Source organism: Planctobacterium sp. AWM4_229 (genome assembly GCF_056160305.1).
This window is the reverse complement of record NZ_JBSWWX010000031.1, coordinates 1-271: the sequence shown is the minus strand read 5'-3', so window position 1 is coordinate 271 and position 271 is coordinate 1. Positions and strand designations below refer to the sequence as shown.

Annotated in this window: 1 rRNA gene; it reads left to right on the top strand. The window is 43.5% G+C overall.

Annotated features, from left to right (window positions below):
- Nucleotides 1-190: 190 nt before the first annotated feature.
- Nucleotides 191-271, top strand: a 5S ribosomal RNA gene (gene rrf, locus ACXAGP_RS22120); the annotation flags it as partial.

Sequence of the window (271 nt, the reverse complement as noted above, 5' to 3'; positions counted from 1 at the left end):
AGGGTGTGGAAGCGTTGTAAGGCGTTAAGCTAACCTGTACTAATTGCCCGCGAGGCTTAATCATACAACACCCGGTATTATTTGGTGTTGTAGACAACACGCTTATGAAGAAGAGTAAGACGCGTTACCTTAAGAATACGAAAAAGATTCATACGATTTATCACTTTCCAGTTAGTTAAAACCGTTTTTGTCTGGCGGCCATAGCGATACGGAACCACCTGAATCCATTCCGAACTCAGTAGTGAAACGTATTAGCGGCGATGGTAGTGTG